The following is a 19,566-nucleotide window of genomic DNA, read 5'->3' on the forward strand; positions in this document are numbered from 1 at the left end:
CAGGGGTATGGTCCATTTCCGTGCTGGAACAGTGGGCCACTTTGGGCATCGACCTGCATCTGGAGCCGACCGGTCCGGGCCTGCGCCGGGGCCTGACCGACGCGCTGCGCGAGGCCGTCCGCTCCGGCCGTCTCGCGCCCGGCACCCGGCTGCCCTCCTCCCGGGCGCTCGCCGCCGACCTCGGCATCGCCCGCAACACCGTCGCCGACGCCTACGCCGACCTCGTCGCCGAGGGCTGGCTGACCGCCCGGCAGGGCTCGGGCACCCGGGTGGCGGACCGCACCGTCGTGCCCCCGGCCGGCCCGGCCGGCCCGGCCGCCCGCCCCCGGCACCGCGCCCGCCCCGCCCACGACCTGCGCCCCGGCACCCCCGACCTGGCCTCCTTCCCGCGCGCCGAATGGCTCAGGGCCGCCCGCCGCGCCCTCGCCGCCGCCTCCCACGACGTCCTCGGCTACGGCGACCCCCGCGGCCGTCCGGAGCTGCGCACCGCGCTCGCCGGCTACCTGGGCCGCGTGCGGGGCGTGCGCGCCGATCCCGAACGGATCGTCGTCTGCTCCGGGTTCGCGCACGGCCTGGGACTGCTCGGCGGGGTCCTGCGGGAGCGCGGCGTGCGCACGGTCGCCGTCGAGTCCTACGGCCTCCCCGCGCACCGCGACCTGCTGGCGGCGGCCGGCCTGCGCACCGTCCCGCTGCCCTTCGACGAACGGGGCACCGACCCGTCGGCCCCGCCCGACGCGGGCGCCGTCCTGCTCACGCCCGCCCACCAGTTCCCGATGGGCGTGCCCCTGCACCCCGACCGGCGGGCGGCCGTGGTGGACTGGGCGCGCCGCACCGGCGGCCTGGTCCTCGAGGACGACTACGACGGCGAGTTCCGCTACGACCGCCAGCCCGTCGGCGCCCTGCAGGGCCTCGACCCCGACCGCGTCGTCTACCTGGGCACCGCCAGCAAGTCCCTCGCCCCCGGCCTGCGGCTGGCCTGGGCGGTGCTGCCGCCCGCCCTCGCCGGGCAGGCCGCCGCGGCCAAGGGCGACGCCGACACCTGCGGCGTGCTGGACCAGCTGACCCTGGCCGAGTTCCTCGCCTCCGGCACCCACGACCGGCACGTGCGCTCCGCCCGCCTGCGCTACCGCCGCCGCAGGGACGCCCTGGTCGCCGCTCTCGCCGCCCACGCCCCCGAGGTGCGCGCCACCGGCATCGCGGCCGGTCTGCACGCCGTCCTGCGCCTGCCGCCGGGCACCGAGCAAGCGGTGCTCCAGGCCGCCGCCTGGCACGGCCTGGCCCTGCACGGCCTGTCCTTCTTCCGCCACCCGGACGCGGTGACCGAGCCCCTGGACGCCCTCGTCGTCGGCTACGGAACACCGCCCGACCACGCCTGGGCGGGGGCGCTGGACACCCTGTGCAGGGTGCTGCCGTAAAGTCCACCCCCGGCGACGGCCGCACACCCGATCCCGCGAACGGCCGTTCAACGACGCGAACGAGGGGGAGACGAGGACATGGCTGAGACACGGCGACGGCTGCGGTCGAGCACGGTGGTGCTCGGCGGTATGGGAGTTCTGGCGGCGGCCCTGACGTCGTGCGGTTCCGAGCCCGACCGCCGCTGCGTGGACCGCGACAGCTACACCTACGGCGACGGCTACCGGATCATCGCCGACCGGAACTGCAACTCGCCGGGTTCCTCGGTCGCCTCCGTCGGCGGTGTCGACGCCGCCTGGTACTACGACGCCGAGGTCAGCGGCGGCTACGCCGAGGACGGCACCTTCAGCCGCAGCGAGGCCGTGGACCGCAACGGCTTCGGCTGCTCGGGCAGCGGCAGCGGCGGCGGCTGAACCGGAGGCAGCGCACGATGGAACGCCGCACGATCGAGCCCCGCCCCGGCTGGCAGCAGACCGTCGAGGACCAGGGGCTCGTCTACCCCCTCACCCGTCACCCCGACGGCTCCCTGCGCCCCTACTGGGACGAGAGCGCCTACTACGTCTTCTCGCTGCCCGAGGTGGAGGCGCTGGAGGAGGTCGTCGAGGAGCTGCACCGCATGTGCCTGGCGGCGGCGGACCACATCGTCACCGCCGGCCGCTTCGCCGACCTCGGCATCACCGACCCGCGCGTGGCCCGGGCGGTCGCCGAGTCCTGGCGCCGCCGCGCCGAACTCCCCTCCGTCTACGGCCGGTTCGACCTGCGCTACGACGGCACGGGCCCGGCCAAGCTGCTGGAGTACAACGCCGACACCCCCACCTCCCTGGTGGAGGCCGCCTCGCCCCAGTGGTTCTGGATGGAGGAGCGCTTCCCCGGCGCCGACCAGTGGAACTCCCTGCACGAACGCCTCGTCGACGCCTGGCGCAAGCAGGCCGCCCTCCTCCCGCCGGGCAGCCCCCTGTACTTCGCGCACTCCACCGCCGACGAACTCGGCGAGGACCTCATGACGGTCGCCTACCTCAAGGAGACCGCCGAGCAGGCCGGCCTGGACACCGACTGGATCTCCATGGAGGAGATCGGCTGGGACCGCCTCTCCGGCCGCTTCGTCGACACCAGACTGCGTTTCATCCGCAGCATCTTCAAGCTCTACCCCTGGGAGTGGCTCACCACCGACCGCTTCGCCGGGCACGTCCTGGACACCCTCGACAACGGCGGGGGCACCGGCACCACCCTGTGGATCGAGCCGGCCTGGAAGATGCTGCTGAGCAACAAGGCCCTGCTGGCGATCCTGTGGGAGCTGTACCCCGGCCACCCCAACCTCCTCCCCGCCTACCTGGACGGGCCCCGGGAGCTGGCCGCGGCCCACGGCTACGTCGCCAAGCCCCTCCTCGGCCGCGAGGGCGCCGGGGTGACGGTCCACCGGCCCGGCGCCGCCCCCGTGGTGCGCGACGAGCCCTGCTGCTACCAGCAGCTGGCCCCCCTGCCCGCCTTCGACGGCAACCACGTCGTCCTGGGCGCCTGGGTGGTGGAGGACGAGTCGGCGGGCCTCGGCATCCGCGAGTCCTCCGGCCTGGTGACGGACGAGTACGCCCGCTTCCTGCCGCACGTGATCCTCTGACTCCCCGCCCCGGGCGCGGACGGTCCCCGGCCGCGCCCCCGGCGGTCCTGCCGCCCCCGGCGCCCCCGTCGCCCCGGCCACATCGTGGACGCGGCCCTCCCGCGGTCCGGCGCGCCCGGTAGGCTGACCGCGGGCCGTGACTGGCGCGCTGGGATGGGACCGACCATCGGGGAGCGGCCCCTGGGCACCGCCCAGCACGAGTGCCGTGCGCCTGGGCCGTACCGTGAACGCTGAACGCAACGTCCCGGAGGTCCCCCATGTCAGCCGAGCCCCTCTCCACCGCTTCCACCGCCTACCGCGCCGCCCTCGACGTGATCCGCGCCGTCGAGCCCCGTGTCGCCGACGCCATCGGCCAGGAGGTCGCCGACCAGCGCGAGATGCTCAAGCTGATCGCCTCCGAGAACTACGCCTCCCCGGCCACCCTCCTGGCCATGGGCAACTGGTTCAGCGACAAGTACGCCGAGGGCACCGTCGGCCGCCGCTTCTACGCCGGCTGCCGCAACGTCGACACGGTGGAGGCGCTGGCGGCGGAGCACGCGCGCGAACTCTTCGGCGCCCGCCACGCCTACGTCCAGCCGCACTCCGGCATCGACGCCAACCTCGTCGCCTTCTGGGCCGTCCTCGCCGACCGCGTCGAGGTCCCGTTCCTGGAGAAGGCCGGCGTCCGCCAGATCAACGACCTCACCGAGGCCGACTGGGCCGAGCTGCGCCAGGCCTTCGGCAACCAGCGCATGCTCGGCATGTCCCTGGACGCCGGCGGCCACCTCACCCACGGCTTCCGCCCGAACATCTCCGGCAAGATGTTCGACCAGCGCTCCTACGGCACCGACCCGGCGACCGGCCTGATCGACTACGACGCCCTGCGCGCCCAGGCCCGCGAGTTCAAGCCGCTGATCATCGTCGCCGGCTACTCCGCCTACCCCCGCCTGGTCAACTTCCGGATCATGCGGGAGATCGCCGACGAGGTCGGCGCCACGCTCATGGTCGACATGGCCCACTTCGCCGGCCTGGTCGCCGGCAAGGTCCTCACCGGCGACTTCGACCCGGTCCCGCACGCCCAGATCGTCACCACCACCACCCACAAGTCGCTGCGCGGCCCGCGCGGCGGCATGGTCCTGTGCGACGACTCCCTCAAGGACCAGGTCGACCGCGGCTGCCCGATGGTCCTCGGCGGCCCGCTCCCGCACGTGATGGCCGCCAAGGCCGTCGCCTTCGCCGAGGCCCGGCAGCCCGCCTTCCAGGACTACGCCCGGCGCGTCGTCGACAACTCCCGGGCGCTGGCCGAGGGCCTGCTGCGCCGGGGCGCCACCCTGGTCACCGGCGGCACCGACAACCACCTCAACCTGATCGACGTCGCCACCTCCTACGGCCTCACCGGCCGCCAGGCCGAGGCCGCGCTGCTGGAGTCCGGCATCGTCACCAACCGCAACTCCATCCCGGCCGACCCCAACGGCGCCTGGTACACCTCCGGCATCCGCGTCGGCACCCCCGCGCTGACCACCCGGGGCCTGGGCGCCGCCGAGATGGACGAGGTCGCGGGCCTGATCGACCGCGTGCTGACCAGCACCGAGCCCGGCACCACCAAGTCGGGGGCCCCGTCCAAGGCCGCCCACGTCCTGGACCCGAAGATCGCGCAGGAGATCTCCCAGCGGGCGACGGACCTGGTGGCGGCGTTCCCGCTGTACCCGGAGATCGACCTCGGCTGACCGGTCCGCGCGACGCTCGGGCGTGGGGCCGCATTCCCGTGCGGCCCCACCTCGGGGGCCGATCCCGCCCCCGCCCTCTGAGACAATGGTGAGCATGGCCACCGATCGCCCATCCGTCGACCACCACCGTCCCCAGGGGAACGGCTCCGCCGGACAGCGTCCGCGCGTGCTCTCCGGAATCCAGCCCACCGCGGGCTCGTTCCACCTCGGCAACTATCTCGGCGCCGTCCGCCAGTGGGTGGCCCTGCAGGAGACCCACGACGCGTTCTACATGGTCGTCGACCTGCACGCGATCACGGTCCCGCAGGATCCGGAGGAGCTGCGCGCCAACACCCGGCTCGCCGCCGCGCAGCTGCTGGCCGCCGGGCTCGACCCCGAGCGCTGCACGCTCTTCGTGCAGAGCCACGTCCCCGAGCACGCCCAGCTCGCCTGGGTCATGAACTGCCTCACCGGCTTCGGCGAGGCCTCCCGCATGACCCAGTTCAAGGACAAGTCCGCCAAGCAGGGCGCCGACCGCGCGTCCGTCGGCCTGTTCACCTACCCGATCCTCCAGGTCGCCGACATCCTGCTGTACCAGGCCCACGAGGTGCCGGTCGGCGAGGACCAGCGCCAGCACATCGAGCTCACCCGCGACCTCGCCGAGCGCTTCAACGGCCGCTTCGGCCGGACCTTCACCGTCCCGAAGCCGTACATCCTCAAGGAGACGGCGAAGATCTACGACCTGCAGGAACCGTCGATCAAGATGAGCAAGTCGGCGTCCACGCCGAAGGGCCTGATCAACCTGCTGGACGAGCCGAAGGCGACCGCGAAGAAGGTCAGGAGCGCGGTCACCGACACCGAGACGGTCATCCGCTACGACACCGAGAACAAGCCCGGCGTCAGCAACCTGCTCACCATCTACTCGACCCTCACCGGAACGGGGATCGCGGAACTGGAGCAGAGGTACGAGGGCAAGGGCTACGGCGCGCTCAAGACGGACCTCGCCGAGATCATGGTCGAGTTCGTGACGCCCTTCCGGGAGCGGACCCAGCAGTACCTGGACGACCCGGAGAGCCTGGACTCCATCCTGGCCGAGGGCGCGGAGAAGGCCCGCGCCGTCGCCGCGGAGACCCTCGCGCAGGCGTACGACCGGGTCGGCTTCCTGCCCGCCAAGCACTGACCCACGCCGCGCGGTGGTACGCCGTACCACCGCGCGGCGCCGCACATCACCACGGTTGCGCCTGCCCCCGGCGCCGCCGTGGCCGTACAGTCGATAGCCGAGCGGCCGTATCCGCGGCCGCTCCCGCCCGCCACCGGCGCGGCCGCCCACCGACCGGGCGAGCCGCACCGCACACAACGACAGGAGACGACGTGGGGACCGTAACGATCGGCGTGTCGATCGCGGTCCCGGAGCCTCACGGCAGCCGGCTGCAACAGCTGCGCGCGGGCTTCGGCGACGCCGCGGCTCACGGCATCCCCACGCACGTCACCCTGCTGCCGCCGACGGAGGTCGACGAGGCCGCGCTGCCGGCCGTGGAGTCCCATCTGGCCGAGGTCGCCGCGGTCGGCCGGCCGTTCCCCATGCGGCTGTCCGGCACCGGCACGTTCCGCCCGCTGTCGCCCGTGGTCTACGTCCGGATCGTGGAGGGCGCCGAGGCGTGCACCTGGCTGCAGAAGCAGGTCCGGGACGCCTCCGGGCCCGTGGCACGCGAACTGCAGTTCCCGTACCACCCGCACGTCACGGTGGCGCACGGCATCGACGAGGCGGCGATGGACCGCGCCTTCGAGGAACTCGCCGACTACGAGGCCGAATGGCCCTGCACCGGCTTCGCGCTGTACGAGCAGGGCCCCGACGGGGTGTGGCGCAAGCTGCGCGAGTTCCCGTTCGGCGGCCCGGTCGTCCCCTCGCAGACGGGGAGCGTGGAGCAGGACTCGCTGCCGACGCGCTGACTACCACGGCAGCCGGCGGAACACCCCCCGCGGCAGGTGCCGCAGCGCCGACATCACCAGCCGCAGCGTCCCCGGCACCCACACCGTCTCCGAGCGCCGCCGCAGGCCCAGCTCGATGGCCGCCGCCACGGCCCCGGGCGTCGTCGCGAGCGGCGCCTCCGCCCGCCCGGCGGTCATCCGCGACCGGACGAAGCCGGGCCGTACGACCATCACGTGCACGCCGGTGCCGTACAGCGCGTCGCCCAGGCCCTGCGCGAAGACGTCCAGGCCCGCCTTGCTGGAGCCGTAGATGAAGTTGGCGCGGCGGGCCCGCTCGCCGGCGACGGAGGAGAGCACCACCAGGGAGCCGTGTCCCTGGGACTGCAACGCGCGGGCGCTGACCAGGCCGGCCGACACCGCGCCCGTGTAGTTGGTCTGCGCGACGCGCACCGCGCCGGCCGGATCCTGCTCGTCGTGCGCCTGGTCGCCGAGGACGCCGAAGGCGAGCAGCACCAGGTCGACGTCGCCCTCGGCGAAGACCTTGCCGAGCACCGTCTCGTGGGAGTCGGTCGCGAGCGCGTCGAAGGCCACGGTGCGCACCTCGGCCCCCAGGCCGCGCAGCTCGTCGGCGGCCCGGTCCAGGGCGGGGCAGGGGCGTCCCGCCAGCCACACCGTGCGGGTGCGGCGGGCGATCAGACGGCGCGCGGTGGCCAGCGCGATCTCGGACGTACCGCCGAGGACGAGCAGGGACTGGGGGAGGCCGAAGGCGTCCTTCACAGCAGCTCCTCAAGGTTGCCTGGAGACGAGGGCGCCCGCCGGGGCGCCGGGGCCTAGAGCCGGAGGCGGCGGGCCAGGTCGGACATGAACACCCCGCGCGGGTCCAGCTCCGCGCGCAGCGCGCGGAAGTCGCCGAGGCGCGGGTACATCGCGGCGAGCAGGTCGGGCCGCAGCCGGGAGTCCTTGGCGAGGTACACGCGCCCGCCGGCGGCGGCGACCTCCTCGTCCAGTTCGTCGAGGAGGGCGCCGAGCCCGGGCAGGCCCGCCGGGACGTCCAGGGCCAGCGTCCAGCCGGGCACGGGGAAGGACAGCCAGCCCGGGTCGGCGTCCCCGAACCGCTTGAGGACGGCGAGGAAGGACGGGCAGCGGTGCTGCGAGACGCGCCGCACGATCCGGCGCAGGGCCTCCTCCCGCCCGTACCCGACGGCGAACTGGTACTGCACGAGGCCGCCGCGGCCGTAGACCCGGTTCCAGTGCGGCACGCCGTCCAGGGGGTGGAAGAAGGCGGAGAGCCGCTGCAGCCGGCCGGTCCGGGCGCGGGGGGCCTTGCGGTACCAGAACTCGTTGAACAGGCCCACGGTCGTCCGGCCGAGCAGGCCCTCCGGGACGAGGGCGGGGGCGGCCGGGAGGCGGGAGGTGCGGAAGGCCAGGGGGTCCCTTCGCGCGCGGGCGCCCTTCGGCAGCGCGTCCAGGGGGGCGTGGTCGCCGCGGGTGAGGACCGCGCGGCCGGTCGCGGCGCCGCGGGCCAGCAGGTCGATCCAGGCGACCGAGTAGCGGTAGCGGTGGTCGGTGGCGGTGAGGCGGGCCAGCAGGTCGTCCAGGTCCCGCGCGCGCTCGGTGTCGACCGACATCAGGGACGTCTCGACCGGCTGGAGCCGGATCGTCGCCGTCAGGATCACGCCGGTCAGGCCCATGCCGCCCGCCGTGGCGTCGAACAGGGGCGTGCCGGGGCGCACCGTGCGGATCGCGCCGTCCGCGGTGAGCAGCTCCAGCGCCAGGACGTGCCGGGAGAAGGAGCCCGAGACGTGGTGGTTCTTGCCGTGGATGTCCGCGCCGATCGCCCCGCCGACGGTCACCTGGCGGGTGCCGGGCGTCACCGGCACGAACCAGCCGAGCGGCAGCAGCACCTGCATCAGCCGGTGCAGGGAGACGCCCGCGTCGCACAGCACGGTCCCGCCGTCGGCGTCGATCGCGTGGACGCGGTCCAGGCCGGTCATGTCCAGCACGGCCCCGCCGGCGTTCTGCGCCGCGTCCCCGTAGGCCCGCCCCAGGCCGCGCGGGATGCTGCCGCGGGCCCCGCAGTCCCGGACGGCGGCCACGGCCTCCTCGTACGTCCGCGGGCGGACCAGGCGGGCCGCGGTGGGCGCGGTGCGGCCCCACCCCGTGACGGTGGCGCGGTCCCGGTCCGTGGCGGAAGCGGCGTCGGCAGACATGTCGGCGACCGTACCGCCGTTGTGTGACCGATTGTTTGCGAAACTTCCGATCTCTCCCCGAAATGGGTGATTAATGGTATGTCGCTCGATATTGCCGGGCCGGCGGCGGTCTCCCGGTGAACAGTGGGTCCACATGGACCACATCCCCGACCTCGACGTCCCCGGCGACCCGCGCGGCCTGGACCACCGGATCGTCTCGGCGCTCAGGGAGCGCGGCGCCGACCCGCGCGTGGCCGGCGCCGCGCGCGCCCTGTCCCGGGCGGGGGAGCACGCGGCACTGTGGCTCGCGGCGGGGCTCGCGGGGGCCGCCGTGGACGGTGCGCGGCGCGGCGCCTGGCTGCGCGGCGCGGCGCTCACCGCGGGCGCGCACCTGGCCAGCACGGGCGTGAAACAGGTCGTGCGCCGGCCGCGCCCCGCACATGTCGAGCCCCTGGTGCGCACCGCCGGCCGGCACTCCTTCCCCAGCTCCCACGCCGCCTCCGCCGCGGCCGCCGCCGTCGCCTACGGCACGCTCGGCGCGTACGCCGTTGTGCCGCTCGCCGCCGCGATGTGCCTGTCGCGGCTGGTCGCCGGCGTCCACTACCCCTCGGACGTGGCGGCGGGCGCGGCCCTGGGCGCGCTCACGGCCCGGCTCGGCGCCCGCTGGATCCGGGGAGGCGCCCGTGGCTGACACGGCCGTCCTGCGGCAGCACGCGCGTCCCCCGCGGTCCGCGCCGCCCCGCGCAAGGCGCGTCCTGAGCGGCCTCGTCAGGGCCGCACGCCCCCGGCAGTGGGTGAAGAACGTCCTGGTCGTCGCCGCCCCGGCCGCCGCCGGCGAACTGTTCTCGCGCCACGCCCTGGGCCGGCTCGCCCTGCTCTTCGCCCTGTTCACCGCCTGCGCCGCCGCCGTCTACCTGGTCAACGACGCCCGCGACGCCGACGCCGACCGCGCCCACCCCGTCAAACGGCACCGCCCGGTCGCCGCCGGGCAGGTCCCCGTACCCGTCGCGTACGCCGCCGGCGGCGTCCTCGGCGTCCTCGCGCCCGCCGCCGCGGCCTGGCTGTGCCCGCCGGCCGTGTGCGTCCTGCTGATCGCCTACCTCGGCATGCAACTGGCGTACTGCCTCAGCCTCAAGCACGTCCTCGTCGTCGACCTCGCCGTCGTCACGACCGGGTTCCTGATGCGGGCGACGGCCGGCGGACTCGCCCTCGGCATCCCGCTGTCGCGCTGGTTCCTGATCACCACCGGGTTCGGCGCGCTGTTCATGGTCGCGGCCAAGCGCTACTCCGAGGCCGTGCAGATGGCCGGGGAGAACGGTGCCACGCGCGCGCTGCTCACCGAGTACACCACCGGCTACCTCCGCTTCGTCTGGCAGCTCGCGGCCGGCGTCGCCGTCCTCGGCTACTGCCTGTGGGCGCTGGAGGAGGGCGGGGTGCCGCACACCGGCGTGCTGCCCTGGCGGCAGCTGTCCGTGGTCGCCTTCGTCCTCGCGATCCTGCGCTACGCCGTCTTCGCCGACCGCGGCACGGCCGGCGAACCCGAGGACGTCGTCCTGCGCGACCGCGCCCTCGCCCTCATCGGCGCGGTGTGGCTGGCGATGTACGGCCTGGCGGTGGCCGACTGGTGAGCCCGCCCGCCCGTCCCGGCCGGGGCGTCCCCCCGGGCCGGGAACTGCTCGGCTTCGCCGTGACCGGGCTGTTCGCCTACGCCGCCGACCTGGCCCTGTTCACCTGCCTGCGCGGCCCGGCCGGGCTGGACCCGCTCACCGCCAAGGCGCTGTCCTTCGTCGCGGGCTGCTCGGTGGCGTACGCGGGCAACGCGCTGGGCACCTACCGGCACGCCCGGCCCCGGGGCCCGCGCCCGTACGCCGTGTTCTTCGCGGTGAACCTCGCCGGCGCCGCCGTGCAGCTGCTGTGCCTGGCCGTCAGCCACTACGGCCTCGGCCTCACCTCGCAGCGCGCCGACACCGTCTCCGGCGCCGGGGTCGGCATGGCGCTCGCCACCGCCCTGCGTTTCTGGGGCACCCGGACATGGGTGTTCCGGGACGAGGGCAGGAACGGATCATGGACTGGCTGAAAAAGCTCCCGGTCGTGGGGCCGCCGGCCGAGCGGCTGATGGCCACGCACGCGTGGCGGTCGTACGAGCGGCTGGACCGGGTGAAGTGGACGCGGCTGGCCGCCGCGATGACGTTCACCAGCTTCGTGGCGCTCTTCCCGCTGCTGACGGTGGCCGCCGCGATCGGCGCCGCGACGCTCGGCGCCGAGCAGCAGAACACGCTGGAGGACAAGGTCGCCGAGCAGGTGCCCGGCATCGCCGACCAGCTGGACATCGACGGCCTGGTGCAGAACGCCGGCACCGTCGGCGTCATCGCGGGCGCCGCCCTGCTGTTCACCGGCGTCGGCTGGGTCGCCTCGACGCGCGACTGCCTGCGCGCGGTGTGGGAGCTGCCGGACGAGGAGAACCCCGTCCTGGCCCGGGTCAAGGACGCCGGCATCCTGGTCGGCCTCGGCGGCGCCGTCCTCGTCACGCTCGCCGCCTCCGCCGTCGCCTCCGCGCTGGCCGGCCGGATCATCCGGCAGACCGGCCTGGCCGAGGGCGGCGCCGGCTCGGTCCTGCTGCACGCCGCCGCGTTCGCCGTCGCCGTCCTCGCCGACTTCCTCGTCCTGCTGTACGTGCTGACGCTGCTGCCCGGCGTGGAGCCGGCGCGGCACCGGCTGCTGGTGGCCGCGCTGACCGGCGCCGTCGGTTTCGAGCTGCTGAAGCTGCTGCTCAGCGGCTATCTGCAGGGCGTGGCCACGAAGAGCGTGTACGGCGCGTTCGGCGTGCCCGTCGCCCTGCTGCTGTGGATCAACTTCACCTCGAGGCTGGTGCTGTTCTGCGCCGCCTGGACGGCGACGCCGGGCAAGGACGCCGGTGCGGTCAGGACCGGCGGCGCGCCAGATCCGGCAGCGGCCAGCGGCGGTTGACCAGCCACGCGCCGCCCGCCAGCAGCGCCAGCAGCCCGCCGGTGACCGCCAGCGCCACCCCCATGCCGTCGGAGCCGTCCGCGGCCGGGGCGCTCGCCACCGGCTCGGTCCCGGCCGCGCCGCCCGGCCCGGTGCCGCCGGCCTCGCCGGAGGCGCCGGCGCCCGGCCGGGGGCTCGCCCCGGTGGCGCTCCTCGGCGGCACCAGCTCGCCCACCGGCCGCACCTTGCCGGCCGCCTCGAAGCCCCAGTCGAACAGGCGGGCGGTCTCCTTGTAGACCTCGTTGTGCCCGGCCTTCTCCGGGTGCATGACGGTGACCAGCAGCACCCTGCCGTCCCGTTCGGCGACGCCGGTGAAGGTGGCGCCCGCCTCGGTGGTGTTGCCGTTCTTCACCCCGGCTATGCCCTGGTACTGGGAGATGTCGTAGTCGCCGGTCAGCAGCCGGTTGGTGTTCTGGATCTCGAAGGACTCGCGGACCGTCTCGCCCTTCTTGTTCTTCTTCGTCTCGCCCGGGAACTTCGCGGTGACGGTCGAGCAGTACTCGCGGAAGTCCTTCTTCTGCAGCCCGGAGCGGGCGATCAGCGTCAGGTCGTACGCGGAGGAGACCTGTCCCGCGGCGTCGTAGCCGTCGGGGCTGACGGCGTGCGTGTCGAGGGCCTGGAGCTCCTCGGCGTGCTCGTTCATCTCGGCGACGGTCTTCTCGACGCCGCCGTTCATCGCGGACAGCACGTGCACGGCGTCGTTGCCGGAGCGCAGGAAGACCCCGAGCCACAGGTCGTGGACGGTGTAGGTCTCGTTCTCCTTGATCCCGACCATGCTGGAGCCGGCGCCGACGCCCGCCAGGTCGGAGGGGGCGACCTTGTGCTTCGCGGTCCCGGGGAACTTCGGCAGCACGGTGTCGGCGAACAGCATCTTCAGCGTGCTCGCCGGGGCGAGGCGCCAGTGCGCGTTGTGCGCGGCGAGCACCTCGCCGGACTCGGCGTCGGCGACGATCCAGGACCGCGCGGTGACGTCCTTGGGCAGCACCGGCACACCGCTCGCGAGCTCCACCTGCGTCCCCGGCAGTCCGAGCCGGGCGCCGCCCACGGTCGACATCTTCGCCGGGGGAGTGGCCGACGGACTGGCCGAGGGGCTCGGCGCCGCGTGGGCGGCGGGCGCGGTCAGCGCGAGCGACGACAGGACGGCTGAGGTGACCAGCAGGGCTCGCCTGGTGGTCTGCGTGGGTGCGGGCACGACGGAGAACGTACCTGCCCCGCCCCGGGAAGTCCCGCCCCGGTCCCCACCCCGCGGACGGAACCGGACACGGGCCGGTGATACTGGACTCATGCTGTGTCCGTCCGGGGGGCAACTCCCGGACTCCCGGCCGACTGCGGGCGCACAGCGCTGCGATGAAAGGTCTGTTTCCGTGAAGCTCAGCCGCCCCGTCTCCTGGTTCCTGCTCGCTTTCGGGGTGTGGAGCTGGGTCATCTGGATCACTTTCGTCAAAAACCTGATCAAGGACAGCAGCGGGCTCGCGTTCGACGACGGGCACCCGACGGCGTACTTCTGGGTGCACCTGCTGCTCGCCGTCGTCTCCTTCGTACTGGGGACGGTCATCGGGGTCATCGGGTTGCGCGGACTGCGCGCACTGCGCCGCACGTCATAGGAATCCGGACACACCCGGGTCACAACGAAGGGGATACGACGGCATGGTGGTCGTCTTCGCGCTCGCCGTGGTGGGCGTGCTGGTGGCGGGCAACTGGTACGTGTGGCGGCGCCTGTTCCGCGACACGACCCGGGGCCCGGGCGCGGTCCGCCGCACGGGCGCCGTGGTGATCGCGGCCGGCTGGGCGCTGTTCGTCGGCGCCATGGTCGCCGAGCGCGGCGGCGCCCCCTTCTGGCTCCAGCGCGTCCTGGGCTGGCCGGGCTTCCTGTGGCTGGCGCTGTCGCTGTACCTGCTGCTGGCCGTGGCGGCCGGTGAGCTGCTGCGTCCGGTGCTGCGGTGGGCGCTGGAGCGGCGGGCCGCCGCGCGGGCGGCCGCGGCGGAGGCCGAGCCGGTGGCGGTGGGGGCGCCGGCGCGGCCCCGGGACGCGGAAGCGGTCCCGGCGGGGACCCCGCCGGAGCCCGCCCCCCTCGGCGCCGGGGCCGCGCAGCCGCAGGCTCCGAAGCCGGCGGGCCCGGAGTCCGCGGGCCCGGAGTCCGGAGCCGGGCCGCGCCCGCCCGCCGCTCCCTCGCGCCGCCTGTTCGTCTCCCGGGTCGTCGCCGGCGCCGCCGCGGCGGCCGCCGTCGGCACGGTCGGCCACGGCACGTACGGCGTGCTGCGCGGCCCGCGGGTGAAGCGGGTCACCGTGCCGCTGGCCAAGCTCCCGCGGGCGGCGCACGGTTACCGCATCGCGGTGGTCAGCGACATCCACCTGGGCCCGGTCCTGGGCCGGGGCTTCGCGCAGAAGGTCGTCGACACGGTCAACGCGACCCGGCCCGACCTCATCGCGGTCGTCGGCGACCTGGTGGACGGCAGCGTCGAGGACCTCGGTCCGGCCGCCGCTCCGCTCGCCCAGCTCACCGCCCGGCACGGCGCCTACTTCGTCACCGGCAACCACGAGTACTTCTCCGGCGCCGAGCAGTGGGTCGAGGAGGTGCGCGGCCTCGGCCTGCGCCCCCTGGAGAACGCCCGCACCGAGCTGGCGCACTTCGACCTGGCCGGGGTGAACGACGTGGCGGGCGAGGAGGAGGGCCAGGGCCCCGACTACGTCCGGGCCCTCGGCGACCGGGACCGGACCCGCGCGTGCGTGCTCCTGGCCCACCAGCCGGTGCAGATCCACCAGGCCGTCGAACACGGCGTCGACCTCCAGCTCTCCGGCCACACCCACGGCGGCCAGCTCTGGCCCGGCAGCCTCGTCGCCGCCGCCGCGAACCCGACCGTCGCGGGCCTGGAGCGCTACGGCGACACCCAGCTGTACGTCAGCCGCGGCGCCGGCGCCTGGGGCCCGCCCACCCGCGTGGGCGCCCCCTCGGACATCACGGTGATCGAACTGGCGTCCCGCCAGGCCTGAGCGGGCGCGCGGGCAAGGAGCCGTGCCGTCCGCGCGCACCCGCGCACACGCGGCTCACCGGACGCGTCCGCGCGCGCGGCCCGCCGGCGCCCTCCGGCAACCGGGTCCCGGCCGGGCCCGGGTGCGCACCCGGTTCGCTCCACTGCCCCCGACATGCGCCCCCGGTGCCGCGGGGCAGGCGTTCTGCGCGGACCCCCGGACGGAGGCGGGTGCGGGACGAGGAGCAGACGTGGTGCGACGCAACTCCTTCCGGCTGCCCGGACATCCGGTCTCCGTCGGCCTCGCCCGGCGCCGGGTGCGGGACCACCTGGCGGCCTGGGGGCACGACCCGCGGGACCGGACACTGGAGCACGCGGTGCTGCTCGTCTCCGAGCTGGCCACCAACGCCGTCCGGCACGGCTCCTCGGCCCGGGCGGGATTCGAGGTGGCGGTGACCGCGCTCGCCGACGGGTCCTGCCTCGTCGAGGTGTCGGACGGGAGCCGGTCCGAGCCCCGGCCGGGGAGAGCGGCCGAGGACGAGGAGACCGGCCGCGGCCTGCACCTGGTGGAGCACCTGGCCACGGCCTGGGGCGTGTAGGGCGGGGACCGCCACGGCAAGACGGTCTGGGCCCTGATCCCGGCCGGCCCCTGACGGCGCACCGCCCCGGCCGGGGGCGGACGCGGGCCACGGCCCGGTGCCGGTGCGGCCGGCCCGCCGGGGCGTGGACGCCCTCAGGGGGCCGGCGTGCGGGCCGACGGATCGGGCAGCGCCTTCGCCATCCCGGGCAGGAAGTCCGTGAACAGCTCGTGCACCTCCCGCACGAGCGGCCGCAGCGCCCGGAAGCGGGCCAGCGCCACGCCCCGCGCGGTGAGCCGGGCGCCGCGCTCGGCCAGCCGGTAGCTGCGCTCCCGCCCCTCGGTCCGGTCGAAGATCCAGTACAGCACGAGCCCCATCTGCGCGAGCCACATCAGCTCGGGCAGGACGTCCTTCAGGTCCTCCGGCACCTTCGTCCGCGTCCCCGCCAGCACCTGACGGTGGATGCCGACGGCCTCCTCGCGCGCGGGGGCCGACTCGGGGGAGAAGGGGCTGAGGGGGCTGTCCGGGTCGGCGGCGTTCTTGAAGAACTGCACCGCGAACTCGTGGTACGGCGTGGCGATGTCCAGCCACGCCTTCAGCACGCCCGCGAGCCGCGCCTCCAGGTCGGTCTCCCGCGCCAGGACCTCCCGGACCGCCGCTTGGTGCTCGGCGGCGATCCGGTCGTAGAAGCCCTGGATCAGGTGTTCCTTGCCCTCGAAGTAGTAGTACGCGTTGCCGACGGAGACCCCGGCCTCCCGGGCGATGGCCCGCATCGTCGTCCGGTCGTACCCGTGCTCCTGGAACAGCCGCATGGCCGTCTCCAGGATCAGGGCGCGGGTCTGCTCGGATTTGCTGGGGGTGGCTCCGTCGCCGGGGCCGTCGTTCTTGGCGGACACGGGCTGAGCCTAACGGGACGGGGCGCGGGCGCAGCGGCGGTCAGCGGCTCCGTCCGAGTTCCGGCCGCCTGGAGTAGTCGGTGAGCCCGAGGACGTTCCCCCACGGGTCGGCGAACTCGACGGTCCAGCCGGTGGCGACGGGGCAGGGCTCGTCGAGCAGGGCGATGCCCGCGGCGCGCAGGGCGTCGGCGGCCCGGCGGGCGTCCGGCACCTCCAGCCACACCCGCGGCGACGGCCACGGCGGCGTCCGGTGCCGCAGTTCCTCCTCCACGCGGAGCACGATGCCCGGCGTCTCCCCGCCGACCTTCAGCAGCGCGATGCCGGCCGCGTCCAGCCGGAGGCCCGGGGTGAACCCGGCCCGCTCGTAGAACCCCACGGCCTGGCCGAGGTCGCCGACGGGCAGCAGCACGTTGTCGAACCCGAGCAGTTCGTACGACTCGTCACCTGACATGACGTCAGGTTAGAACGCCCGTCCCGGCGCGGCGGCGCCGTGACACGGCGCGGGCGGACCGCGGCGCTCGCCCGGACCGGGCCCGGCCGCTCCCGCGGGGCCGTCCCGCTTCGCCTCCGCGACCGGCGGACGCTCGTCGTGGGGCCGCTCGACGGATGCCGCGGGCATCACGTTGCCTCCCGCGGGCTGGTGCCGAGAGCGCCGGCGTAGGCCGAGGACGGCTCCGGGGCCCTTCCCGATCGCTTCACCCGAGGGCGCGGCATGTGCCGAAGGGCCCCGTCTCCGGCGGAGACGGGGCCCTTAGGGCAGGCGGGCGACCTCAGTAGCGGCGCGTGATCAGCGCCCGCTTCACCTCGGCGATCGCCTTCGTGACCTCGATGCCGCGCGGGCAGGCGTCCGTGCAGTTGAAGGTCGTGCGGCAGCGCCAGACGCCCTCGCGGTCGTTGAGGATCTCCAGGCGCTGCTCGCCGGCGTCGTCACGGCTGTCGAAGATGAAGCGGTGCGCGTTGACGATGGCGGCCGGGCCGAAGTACTGGCCGTCGTTCCAGAAGACCGGGCACGACGTGGTGCAGGCGGCGCACAGGATGCACTTCGTGGTGTCGTCGAAGCGCTCCCGGTCCTCCGCCGACTGCAGACGCTCGCGCGTCGGCTCGTTCGTGTCCTTAGTGATCAGGAACGGCATCACGTCCCGGTACGCCTGGAAGAACGGCTCCATGTCCACGACCAGGTCCTTCAGGACCGTCAGGCCCTTGATGGGTTCGATCGTGATCGGCTTCTCGGGGTTGATGTCCTTGATCAGCGTCTTGCACGCCAGGCGGTTCTTGCCGTTGATCCGCATGGCGTCCGAGCCGCAGATGCCGTGGGCGCAGGAGCGGCGGAAGGTCAGCGTGCCGTCCAGGTCCCACTTGATCTTGTGGAGGCCGTCGAGGACGCGCTCCTTGGGGTCGATCTCCAGCTGGAAGTCTTCCCAGGTGGCCTCGGCGGAGACCTCCGGGTTGAAGCGGCGGACCCGGAAGGTGACGGTGATGTACGGCGAGGCCGTGGACGTCGCTTCCGCCTTGTCCAGAACAGGGGTAGCCATCAGTACTTACGCTCCATCGGCTGGTAGCGGGTCTGGACGACCGGCTTGTAGTCGAGACGGATGGACTCGGTGCCGTCGGCGCCGACCTCGCGGTACGCCATGGTGTGGCGCATGAAGTTGACGTCGTCGCGGTTCGGGTAGTCCTCGCGGTAGTGACCGCCGCGGGACTCCTTGCGGGCCAGTGCCGACACGGCCATGACCTCGGCCAGGTCCAGCAGGTTGCCCAGCTCGATGGCCTCCAGCAGGTCGGTGTTGTACCGCTTGCCCTTGTCCTGGATCGCGACGTTCTTGTAGCGCTCGCGCAGCTCGGCGATCTTCTCGACCGCCGTCTTGATCGTCTGCTCGGTGCGGAACACCATGACGTTCGCGTCCATGGTCTCCTGCAGCTCCCGGCGCAGGGTGGCGACCCGCTCGTTGCCGGTGGAGGAGCGCAGCCGCTCGATCTGCCCGACGACGAACGCCTCCGGGTCCTCGGGCAGCTCGACGAAGTCCGCCTTCTGCGAGTACTCCGCCGCCGCGATGCCGGCCCGCTTGCCGAAGACGTTGATGTCCAGCAGCGAGTTGGTGCCGAGGCGGTTGGCGCCGTGCACGGACACGCAGGCGACCTCGCCGGCCGCGTACAGACCCGGCACCACGGTGGTGTTGTCGGCGAGCACCTCGCCCATCACGTTGGTCGGGATGCCGCCCATCGCGTAGTGCGCGGTCGGCTGGATCGGGATCGGGTCCGTGTACGGCTCGATGCCGAGGTAGGTGCGGGCGAACTCGGTGATGTCCGGCAGCTTGGCGTCCAGCTGCTCCGGCGGGAGGTGGGTGAGGTCCAGGTAGACGTGGTCGCCCTCGGGACCGCAGCCGCGGCCTTCGCGGATCTCCGTGTAGATGGACCGGGACACGACGTCACGGGACGCCAGGTCCTTCATCACCGGCGCGTACTTCTCCATGAAGCGCTCGCCGTCCTTGTTGCGGAGGATGCCGCCCTCACCGCGGGCGCCCTCGGTCAGGAGGATGCCCATGCGCCAGATGCCGGTCGGGTGGAACTGGAAGAACTCCATGTCCTCCAGCGGGATGCCCCGCCGGTACACGGCCGCCTGGCCGTCGCCGGTCAGCGTGTGCGCGTTCGACGTCACCTTGAAGAACTTGCCGCAGCCGCCGGAGGCGTAGATCACGGCCTTCGCCTGGAAGACGTGGATCTCGCCGGTCGCCAGCTCGTACGCCACGACACCGGCCGAGCGCTTGACGCCGTCGACCTCGGTGATCAGCTGGTCGAGGACGTAGAACTCGTTGAAGAACTCCACGCCCTCCTTGACGCAGTTCTGGTACAGCGTCTGGAGGATCATGTGGCCGGTGCGGTCGGCCGCGTAGCAGGACCGGCGGACCGGGGCCTCGCCGTGGTTGCGGCTGTGACCGCCGAAGCGGCGCTGGTCGATGGTGCCGTTCGGGGTGCGGTTGAACGGCAGGCCCATCTTCTCCAGGTCGAGGACGGAGTCGATGGCCTCCTTCGCCAGGATCTCGGCGGCGTCCTGGTCGACCAGGTAGTCACCGCCCTTGACCGTGTCGAAGGTGTGCCACTCCCAGTTGTCCTCCTCCACGTTGGCCAGCGCGGCGGCCATGCCGCCCTGCGCGGCGCCCGTGTGGGAGCGGGTCGGGTAGAGCTTGGTGAGCACGGCGGTGCGGCTGCGCTTGGTCGCCTCGATGGCGGCACGCATACCGGCGCCGCCGGCGCCGACGATGACGGTGTCGTACTTGTGGATCTTCAT

General features: G+C 73.9%; 20 protein-coding genes. 13 read left to right on the forward strand and 7 right to left on the reverse strand.

The annotated features are described in order from the left end of the window. Positions 1-20 precede the first annotated feature (20 nt). The 6 genes from ACIBAI_RS04810 (at position 21) to ACIBAI_RS04835 (ending at position 6,663) form a co-directional block, all read left to right on the forward strand. Positions 21-1,415, forward strand: a complete 1,395-nt coding sequence (locus ACIBAI_RS04810; RefSeq protein WP_399030976.1) for a PLP-dependent aminotransferase family protein — start codon at positions 21-23, stop codon at positions 1,413-1,415. Positions 1,416-1,493: 78 nt separating this feature from the next. After that, positions 1,494-1,826 carry a hypothetical protein gene (locus tag ACIBAI_RS04815; protein ID WP_399030978.1) on the forward strand — a complete coding sequence of 111 codons (333 nt, stop codon included), beginning with the start codon at positions 1,494-1,496 and terminating at the stop codon, positions 1,824-1,826. Positions 1,827-1,843: 17 nt separating this feature from the next. Beyond that, on the forward strand, positions 1,844-3,028 hold the full coding sequence (locus ACIBAI_RS04820) for a glutathionylspermidine synthase family protein (protein WP_399030980.1): 1,185 nt from the start codon (positions 1,844-1,846) through the stop codon (positions 3,026-3,028). 257 nt (positions 3,029-3,285) lie between these two features. Further along, on the forward strand, positions 3,286-4,734 hold the full coding sequence (locus ACIBAI_RS04825) for a glycine hydroxymethyltransferase (protein WP_399030981.1): 1,449 nt from the start codon (positions 3,286-3,288) through the stop codon (positions 4,732-4,734). Positions 4,735-4,900: 166 nt separating this feature from the next. Beyond that, entirely contained in the window at positions 4,901-5,893 is a 993-nt protein-coding gene (gene trpS, locus ACIBAI_RS04830; protein ID WP_399031373.1) for a tryptophan--tRNA ligase, read from the forward strand. Positions 5,894-6,084: 191 nt separating this feature from the next. Then, positions 6,085-6,663: a 2'-5' RNA ligase family protein gene (locus ACIBAI_RS04835; RefSeq protein ID WP_399030983.1), complete on the forward strand. Its 579-nt coding sequence runs from the start codon at positions 6,085-6,087 to the stop codon at positions 6,661-6,663. Here ACIBAI_RS04835 and ACIBAI_RS04840 read toward each other — a convergent pair whose 3' ends face one another. After that, positions 6,664-7,419, reverse strand: coding sequence for a decaprenylphospho-beta-D-erythro-pentofuranosid-2-ulose 2-reductase (locus ACIBAI_RS04840; protein WP_399030984.1), 756 nt, complete (start codon positions 7,417-7,419; stop codon positions 6,664-6,666). Between the two features lie 53 nt (positions 7,420-7,472). Then, positions 7,473-8,852, reverse strand: coding sequence for an FAD-binding protein (locus ACIBAI_RS04845; protein WP_399030985.1), 1,380 nt, complete (start codon positions 8,850-8,852; stop codon positions 7,473-7,475). A gap of 133 nt (positions 8,853-8,985) precedes the next feature. Here ACIBAI_RS04845 and ACIBAI_RS04850 point away from each other — a divergent pair, with 133 nt between their 5' ends. Genes ACIBAI_RS04850 through ACIBAI_RS04865 form a run of 4 tightly spaced genes read left to right on the forward strand, consistent with a single transcriptional unit; the run spans position 8,986 to position 11,798 of the window. After that, on the forward strand, positions 8,986-9,522 hold the full coding sequence (locus tag ACIBAI_RS04850) for a phosphatase PAP2 family protein (protein WP_399030986.1): 537 nt from the start codon (positions 8,986-8,988) through the stop codon (positions 9,520-9,522). Beyond that, entirely contained in the window at positions 9,515-10,459 is a 945-nt protein-coding gene (locus ACIBAI_RS04855) for a decaprenyl-phosphate phosphoribosyltransferase (protein ID WP_399030988.1), read from the forward strand. The genes ACIBAI_RS04850 and ACIBAI_RS04855 overlap by 8 nt, the downstream gene beginning before the upstream one ends. Next, positions 10,456-10,908: a GtrA family protein gene (locus tag ACIBAI_RS04860; RefSeq protein ID WP_399030989.1), complete on the forward strand. Its 453-nt coding sequence runs from the start codon at positions 10,456-10,458 to the stop codon at positions 10,906-10,908. Before ACIBAI_RS04855 ends, ACIBAI_RS04860 begins: the two co-directional genes overlap by 4 nt. Beyond that, a complete protein-coding gene (locus ACIBAI_RS04865) occupies positions 10,896-11,798 on the forward strand; it encodes a YihY/virulence factor BrkB family protein (RefSeq protein ID WP_399030991.1) in 903 nt (300 codons plus the stop codon). Before ACIBAI_RS04860 ends, ACIBAI_RS04865 begins: the two co-directional genes overlap by 13 nt. On the opposite strand, the gene ACIBAI_RS04870 is transcribed toward ACIBAI_RS04865, so the two are convergent. Next, positions 11,752-13,029, reverse strand: a complete 1,278-nt coding sequence (locus ACIBAI_RS04870; protein WP_399030993.1) for a D-alanyl-D-alanine carboxypeptidase family protein — start codon at positions 13,027-13,029, stop codon at positions 11,752-11,754. The genes ACIBAI_RS04865 and ACIBAI_RS04870 overlap by 47 nt on opposite strands. A 172-nt stretch (positions 13,030-13,201) precedes the next feature. Between ACIBAI_RS04870 and ACIBAI_RS04875 the strand changes: the two genes are divergently transcribed. The 3 genes from ACIBAI_RS04875 (at position 13,202) to ACIBAI_RS04885 (ending at position 15,405) form a co-directional block, all read left to right on the forward strand. Continuing rightward, positions 13,202-13,441, forward strand: coding sequence for an SCO4848 family membrane protein (locus ACIBAI_RS04875; protein WP_399030995.1), 240 nt, complete (start codon positions 13,202-13,204; stop codon positions 13,439-13,441). 43 nt (positions 13,442-13,484) lie between these two features. Further along, entirely contained in the window at positions 13,485-14,828 is a 1,344-nt protein-coding gene (locus tag ACIBAI_RS04880) for a metallophosphoesterase (protein WP_399030997.1), read from the forward strand. Positions 14,829-15,057: 229 nt separating this feature from the next. Further along, complete coding sequence (locus tag ACIBAI_RS04885; protein ID WP_399030998.1) at positions 15,058-15,405, forward strand: ATP-binding protein; 348 nt, start codon at positions 15,058-15,060, stop codon at positions 15,403-15,405. A 134-nt stretch (positions 15,406-15,539) separates the two neighbouring features. On the opposite strand, the gene ACIBAI_RS04890 is transcribed toward ACIBAI_RS04885, so the two are convergent. The 4 genes from ACIBAI_RS04890 to sdhA all read right to left on the reverse strand — a co-directional run bounded on the left by ACIBAI_RS04890 (position 15,540) and on the right by sdhA (position 19,566). Beyond that, positions 15,540-16,280 carry a TetR/AcrR family transcriptional regulator gene (locus ACIBAI_RS04890; RefSeq protein WP_399031000.1) on the reverse strand — a complete coding sequence of 247 codons (741 nt, stop codon included), beginning with the start codon at positions 16,278-16,280 and terminating at the stop codon, positions 15,540-15,542. Between the two features lie 40 nt (positions 16,281-16,320). Continuing rightward, the gene (locus ACIBAI_RS04895; protein WP_399031001.1) at positions 16,321-16,731 is read right to left on the reverse strand and encodes a VOC family protein; all 411 of its coding nucleotides are present in this window, start codon (positions 16,729-16,731) and stop codon (positions 16,321-16,323) included. 319 nt (positions 16,732-17,050) lie between these two features. Then, a complete protein-coding gene (locus tag ACIBAI_RS04900) occupies positions 17,051-17,812 on the reverse strand; it encodes a succinate dehydrogenase iron-sulfur subunit (RefSeq protein WP_344602608.1) in 762 nt (253 codons plus the stop codon). Beyond that, complete coding sequence (gene sdhA / locus ACIBAI_RS04905; RefSeq protein ID WP_399031003.1) at positions 17,812-19,566, reverse strand: succinate dehydrogenase flavoprotein subunit; 1,755 nt, start codon at positions 19,564-19,566, stop codon at positions 17,812-17,814. The genes ACIBAI_RS04900 and sdhA overlap by 1 nt, the downstream gene beginning before the upstream one ends.

The organism is Streptomyces sp. NPDC051041 (assembly GCF_044456065.1).
Taxonomy (GTDB): Bacteria; Actinomycetota; Actinomycetes; order Streptomycetales; family Streptomycetaceae; genus Streptomyces; species Streptomyces glaucus.